Here is a 7,001-nt window from a genome sequence, read left to right on the forward strand (position 1 = left end):
ATTTAGGTGAAAATAAAATATACAATATAACCCCCCTAAACAACCTAACAAATTTAACTAGACTAGATTTATCTTATAATGAAATCTCCGACATAAGTGACCTTGGTGATTTAGTAAATTTAACAGAGTTAAGGTTAGATAACAATAAAATATATGAGATAAGCTCTCTAGAAAAACTTATTAACTTAACCTGTCTGTTACTTAATGATAACGAAATATCTGATTATAGTCCTACAGAAAAATATTATAAAAAACTTAAAACTAAAGATTTTCAATTAAATATCATTAACCGACAATAAATGTTTCAAGTTTTTTTCAAGAAGATTAAAAGCTATAATATATTAAATCATATGCAGTATAGAATCTCACATTATTATTTACCAAAGCATAAGCATACAAATAAATTATGGGTATCAATACTTAAGTAAAATAACTTTATAAAATATATGGAAAATGATAAAATAGATGGTAAAGAAATGCTATAACATATGACATTACAGTAATTGTAATTCTAGGGAGAGGTATGAAATGAAACGCATGAAAAACACAATTATACTGATAGTAGGTTTAACAATTATCTTAACTGGAGTTTTTATGGTATATGGAACTTCCTATTATCGCTCAATAAAAATAAACAATATAAGCACTAAAAAATTTGAAAATACTTTGAAAGATAAATTAAAGTCCCAAAGCTCTATTGATATAAAAAGGTGTACCGACTTTGAGTGGGATAGGGCTTATGTTTTTCCACCCTATCATTCTTCAAATGATGTATATAAAAAAGTAGGAAAAGAGTGGACTAATTACAATACATATATTGGATATTTATTATTTCATGATATGGAAAATAAAACTGTTAGTGAAGGTCAACGATTGATTGTTTTTACAAAGAATGATAATGTGATTTTATCAAAAATATATAATTTAATAGATTTACCGGTGATCTTTCAAGTTCCAGATTATTCATTTACTTCAACTGACTCACAGTTCAATGTGGAGGGTTTGGCCTATAGTAATGATGTGAAAAAACTAGTATTAAACTAGTAAAAAAGAGAAGAGGCTTATTAATATTTAATAGGTACAAAGATGAATTTTTATAAATATTAAGGGGGGATTGTTGTGAAACTAGTAACATTATTAGAAAATACAAGGGTTTCAGAGGAATATAAAAAGGCCCATGGTCTTTCCCTGTATATTGAAACTCCGAAGCATAAGATATTGTTTGACACGGGAGGAAATGACTACTTTTTCCACAATGGAAAAAAGTTAGGCATAGATTTAAAGGATGTTGATATAGCAATAATATCCCATGGTCACAGTGATCATGGAGGCGGACTGGAAGACTTTTTAAAGATCAATGAGAAAGCAAAGATTTATATAGGAAGTGAAGCCTTTGATAAACATGTTGTAAAAGTACTAGGGGTTTTCAAATACAACATAGGTTTAAAACAGGAATTAAGTAATAACAGTAGATTTATTAAAGTTGATGGAAGATTAAAAATCGATGAAGAATTGATTTTATTTAGTGATATTGCTGGAAATGAATTTTTACCAAAGGGAAATAAAAGATTATTGAAAGAATATAAAGGTGGAAATATTAGTCAAGATGATTTTAAGCATGAGATTAATCTTTTAATCAATGATAAAGGTTCATATAATTTATTATGTGGATGTGCCCATAGAGGAATTGTAAATATAGTAGATAGGGGAAAGGAATTAATTAAAGATAATATTAAAAATGTCGTGGGGGGATTTCATTTAATGGGTACCAAAGTTAAAAAAACAGAAGATCAAGACTTTTTAAATAGATTAGCTGATACCCTTACAAATAAAGATGTAAAAAATTACTATACTTGTCACTGTACTGGTAAAGAAACTTATAATTATTTAAACCAACGTATGGATAACTTAAATGAAATAAAAACAGGTATGACATTAGAACTTTAATTTATGTTATATTTACAATATCACCTACAATAGACTTTTTAACATTTATTAAGGGATGTTAAAAGGTCTATTAATTTATAAAATATTTAGAGTATATTTAATATAGTTATAGAAGATTTATCAGATGGGTACTATCATTTATTGGTTAAGAAGCAATAAATGAAATATATAATATAGCTAGGGGGGATACCAATGCCTTGTAATCATAAATTTGGAATAATAGATTGTTTAAAAGATTATGATGAGGATGAATATAATCCCGATAAATATAATTGTATTTCTATAGATGATGATTTTTTATCTGAAATATACCATAATGGACTAGGAAATAAAATAAAACACCTTAAAACATTTGCCCATAATCCCAATAGGCCCTTTAAAGATCTTGCATATTGTGGAATAACCTTAATACCATCAAAATCTCTTAAATATTTTTTAGATATTATTACTGAAGCAAATTTAAAGTATAAATCAAAGGAGTTAGAAAAGTTAATTGAAAAAATATCTATTGCAATTAAGGAAGACAAATGGATGATCCATTATGGGATTTAAAATAGAATAGGGGGACTATAGGTTAAGATTTATATAACTAAGGAGGAACGATATATGGAGTATTTTGATATTTTAAAACAAGATGGAAGTATAAGTGGGAAAATAGCACCAAAAGGGACGGAGTTATTGGAAGATGAGTATTACCTTGGTGTACATGCATATATACATAATTCTAAAGGAGAGTTTCTACTTCAAAAAAGGTCTATGAAAAAAGAATTTTTACCCGGAGGATGGGATATCCATATGGGACATGTTATGGCGGGAGAAACTAGTAAGATAGCCATTAAAAGAGAAATAAAAGAAGAGTTAGGAATAGAAGTTAATAATCTAAAGTTTTTAAAACAAATAGTTTGGGAAAAGCATAATCACTTTATTGATATGTATATCTCATGTAAAGATATCGATCTTTCCGATTTAATATTGCAAAAATCAGAAGTAGAAGATGTCAAATATGTTCCAAGAGATGAAATGATTGATTTAATAAGAAGTATGGATTATAGACCTAAAGAATATAGAGATGTAATTGAGAATTATGTTAGAGAGATTAGCAGTGTGTAATTACAATATATTTGAGGACAACGGACTAAGTGTATATAAATAAAAGGTAATAACTAATTACAGGAACATAAATCTTCAATAATTAATGGGGGGATAAGAAATGAGGGACATAGGAATAGATTGGGATGATTTAAAAAGATATGTTAAAGAGCAAATTTATACTTTGCCAGGAATCAAAAATCACAAAGATAAATTAACTGTATTATTAACAGGGAGTAGGGCAATAGGTACATATTCGAAGGGGTCAGATGTAGATATTGATGTTATTTGTACAAAGGAAGTATATAACAAAATTCAAAGTGAAATGGTAGAAAGGGGATTAACAACAAATAAAAAAGTAGCATTTTACTATTTACCTAAAATAGGATGGGATAAATATTTTGGTAAAGAAGTTGGACAACCACACATTTCTATAACTAATATTGATATAATTAAAGAACAAATAAAAAGTTTTGAAGATGTTCCTGTCTGGATATGGTCAAATGCAGTTATCATTAATGATCCAAGGGCCCAGTTTAAAAGGATAATTAGTTTATTTAAAGAATATCCTATGGAAGTGTTAAAAAGAAAAGTGAAATATAGATATTTATTATCACTATACTGGCTAATTGACGTATATCCCCACAACCATAGTAAAACAGATGAAGTATTTTCTGGAACTTTAGCTATAGTTAATGGAATTAATGAGCTTTATAAATTTTTTTATTTAATTGAAGGAAAATCCTTCCTTATATGGAAAAATTACCTTTATATGTTGAAACAACAAAGCTAGGGAAAAGATTTAAACCATTACTAACTAAAGTTTTAAATCTAGTTACAGGTTATAAATTTGAAAGGATCAATGTGTGGGATAGGCTTGATAAGGCTATAGAAATATTATTATATGGAGATAAAAGTAAAGAAGCCTATGAACTATCGGAAGCTTGCGATAAGGCAATGATAGATTTAGGTATTGAAAAATACTGGGTAGAAGCAGGATATGACAATATAGATGAATTATTACATGGGAAACTAGGTCCAACTCCATAAGAATAGGGGGATTTTCATTGAAGGCTATAGAAATCGAAGCTAAAAGTGCTCTACATAAATTAAAAAGAAGGGGATTACCTTATAAATATGATCTAAATATCTATAGAGGATGCTCCCATGGATGCAAATATTGTTACGGAGAAAGTAGTCATAAATATTTAGGAAATACGGATTTCAACAAAGAGATATATGTTAAATCGAACATTATTGAAGTATTAGAACGGGAGTTATATTCCTCAAAGTGGAAAGGTGATATTATAAATATTGGAGGGGTATGTGACAGTTATCAATCAATAGAAAATAATTACAAACTAATGAGAGATATTTTGAAACTTATGATAAAATATAAAAATCCAATAATTATTAGTACAAAATCCAATTTGATTTTACGGGATTTGGATTTAATAGATGAGTTGGCTAAACATACCTATGTAAATATTGCTCTTTGTATTACATCAAGTAATGATGATGTATCAAAAAAAGTTGAGCCAGGTGCCAGTCTTCCGGTAGAAAGATTTAGAGCATTATCTGAAATTTCAAAAACGAAAGCCAATACAGCCCTTCATATGATGCCAATATTGCCCTTTTTAGCGGATGATGAAGATACACTAGAAACCTTAGTAAAGTGGGCTAAAGAGTCAGAGGTAGACTACATGTTAACGGGAATGTTATATTTAACTGGGGGTATCAAAAAGAGATACTTATCATTTATTAAAGAAGATTATCCTAAGTACTATGTTCCCTATTGCAGATTATATCCAAAGGGAGGAGCAGATAAAGACTATAAGAGTAAGATTCATGGTTTTCTAGCTGAAATGAGAAAAAAATATAATGTAAATAATAACTATTCAAAGGCTCTCCCTAAAAAAACAACTAATATCTAGCCATTATTAATATAGATTTATTATATAAAAATTTCAGAGAATTAAAAAAATAATAAATTGAAAAAGTACAAATCCCCTAATAACTAAAATATTATAAAGAATGGAGGAAAATGATATGAAAAAGTATACAGAACTAATTATGGTAAGACATGCAAAAGTGGAATACACACCAGATGATAAAGAGAGGGCATTAACAATGGAAGGTAGGGAACAAAGAAAAGATGTATTAGATATTTTAAGAAAAAGGGAAGTAGATGCCATCTACTCCAGTCCATTTATAAGGGCAGTGGATACCATTAAGCCCTATGCTGAATATAGGGGAATAGAAATTGAAATAATAGATGACTTAAGGGAACGTAAGGTGTCAGATCATTTTATAGATGATTTTGAAACCTTTGCAATTAACCAGTGGAAAGACTTTGGCTATAAACTCCCCTATGGAGAATCACTAAATCAAGTACAACAAAGAGGTGTACAAGCTATAGAAGAAATAATTAATGATAATAAAGGAAAAACAATCGTTGTAGGGACCCATGGAACTTTTTTATGTGTATTATTAAACTACTATTATAAAAAGTGTGACTATAATTTCTGGGAAAAATTAAAAATGCCTGCCATTATATCAATAATAGTAGATGCTGAAGGGAGTATCGATAGAATTTATGAAACAGAATTAAACGGTGAAATAATAAATATATTATGAGAAATGGAGTCTTTTAATAAATTCCAAACCAGTTATATTCCATTATAGGTAATATATTATGAATAAGTAGAGGGGAATTTATTCTCCGCCATAATAATAGGGAAAAACGATAGACCGTACTTTTTTAATAGAGCTAGTGACTTATAAAGGGGAGTGACTTATATGACAAAATCACAAGACAAATTATTTAAAGAAGGATTAAAAGAACAGAATCTATCAAAACTTAAAAAAGTAGCAAAGGGGGATGTTCATAGTCATTGTGGACTGGGACTTAGATTTTCCACATTTAATAAGTGGGCAGGCGGTAGTGTAACTAAACCACCGAAAGCCATGGATGGTATTAAAGGATTAGATAAGTATATCTTCAATGAAACCATTGGGTATATAAAGACAGGAAAAGATGTGGAATTCTTGATAGAAGAAGCTGTAAAGGAAGCCATAAGTGACGGAGTAACAGTGCTAGAACCTAGTATAGATTGTCATGATATCACTTATTTTAACAATGAAAATGATTTTTTGGATGCAATAATGGCAATTAAAAATAAATATAAAGACAAAATAGACTTTAGACCAGAAGTCGGTATGCCTAAACTTATATCCCCTGGGGCATTAGAAGACTTACTGATACCTTGTATAGACAGCGGAATATTTAAATCTATAGATTTATATGGAAATGAAACTAGGGATGATGATTATGAGAGATTAAAAAAATATTATCGATATGCAAGAAAAAAGGGGTTAAAACTTAAAGTCCACGCAGGTGAATTTCAAGGACCAGAGAACATAAAAAAAGCTATAGAAATACTAGATGTAGATGAAATTCAACATGGCATATCATCTGTAAATGATCAATATGCAATGGACCTTATAAAGGAAAGAAATATTAGACTCAACATTTGTCCAAGCAGTAATAGAATATTAGGTTCGGTCAAAGATATGAAAAAACATCCATCAAGAAAATTATTTGATCAAGGTATAAAAATCACTATAAATACCGATGACTTATTAATTTTTGATAGTGGCGTTTCAGAGGAGTATTTATACTTATATAAATTGGGTTTATTTAATGAAGATGAGTTAAATGAAATAAGAAAAATGTCATTGATATAAGGCTTAATAACTATACATGATAGACCAGCTAGTAAAAGTCAAGAGTATTTAAGTGAAAAAATTTAAATTCTCTAATATTAAATTTATGCATGACAAAAAGACCTTTGAAAAACACGAACAATGGCCAAATTTAGGCTTTTAAAATTGTGAAATTTTTAAGCTATGCAATTAGTCTAGAATTATTTTCTAAATACATCTTAGAGTGTAGTTTAGGCTCC

10 protein-coding genes are annotated in these 7,001 nt (G+C 28.8%); all 10 read left to right on the forward strand.

The genetic code is table 11. From position 1 onward, the window contains the following. The coding region (locus tag V6137_RS12770; protein ID WP_425448334.1) for a leucine-rich repeat domain-containing protein at positions 1-299 on the forward strand (299 nt) is incomplete at its 5' end. Between the two features lie 229 nt (positions 300-528). Beyond that, positions 529-1,044: a hypothetical protein gene (locus tag V6137_RS12775; protein ID WP_425448335.1), complete on the forward strand. Its 516-nt coding sequence runs from the start codon at positions 529-531 to the stop codon at positions 1,042-1,044. A gap of 75 nt (positions 1,045-1,119) precedes the next feature. Then, entirely contained in the window at positions 1,120-1,947 is an 828-nt protein-coding gene (locus V6137_RS12780) for an MBL fold metallo-hydrolase (RefSeq protein ID WP_425448336.1), read from the forward strand. Positions 1,948-2,139: 192 nt separating this feature from the next. Further along, on the forward strand, positions 2,140-2,499 hold the full coding sequence (locus tag V6137_RS12785; RefSeq protein ID WP_425448337.1) for a hypothetical protein: 360 nt from the start codon (positions 2,140-2,142) through the stop codon (positions 2,497-2,499). Positions 2,500-2,553: 54 nt separating this feature from the next. Next, positions 2,554-3,057, forward strand: a complete 504-nt coding sequence (locus V6137_RS12790; protein WP_425448338.1) for an NUDIX domain-containing protein — start codon at positions 2,554-2,556, stop codon at positions 3,055-3,057. Between the two features lie 100 nt (positions 3,058-3,157). Next, positions 3,158-3,829 (forward strand): nucleotidyltransferase domain-containing protein, encoded by a 672-nt coding sequence (locus V6137_RS12795; RefSeq protein WP_425448339.1) that lies wholly within the window; start codon positions 3,158-3,160, stop codon positions 3,827-3,829. Further along, positions 3,790-4,086 (forward strand): hypothetical protein, encoded by a 297-nt coding sequence (locus V6137_RS12800; RefSeq protein ID WP_425448340.1) that lies wholly within the window; start codon positions 3,790-3,792, stop codon positions 4,084-4,086. The genes V6137_RS12795 and V6137_RS12800 overlap by 40 nt, the downstream gene beginning before the upstream one ends. Positions 4,087-4,103: 17 nt before the next feature. Beyond that, on the forward strand, positions 4,104-4,970 hold the full coding sequence (locus V6137_RS12805; protein ID WP_425448341.1) for an SPL family radical SAM protein: 867 nt from the start codon (positions 4,104-4,106) through the stop codon (positions 4,968-4,970). Between the two features lie 115 nt (positions 4,971-5,085). Then, entirely contained in the window at positions 5,086-5,673 is a 588-nt protein-coding gene (locus V6137_RS12810; RefSeq protein WP_425448342.1) for a histidine phosphatase family protein, read from the forward strand. A gap of 162 nt (positions 5,674-5,835) precedes the next feature. Then, complete coding sequence (locus V6137_RS12815; RefSeq protein ID WP_425448343.1) at positions 5,836-6,783, forward strand: amidohydrolase family protein; 948 nt, start codon at positions 5,836-5,838, stop codon at positions 6,781-6,783. The last annotated feature ends 218 nt before the right edge of the window (positions 6,784-7,001 follow it).

It is taken from the genome of Dethiothermospora halolimnae (genome assembly GCF_037577855.1).
In the GTDB taxonomy this organism is placed as follows: Bacteria; Bacillota; Clostridia; order Tissierellales; family VENL01; genus Dethiothermospora; species Dethiothermospora halolimnae.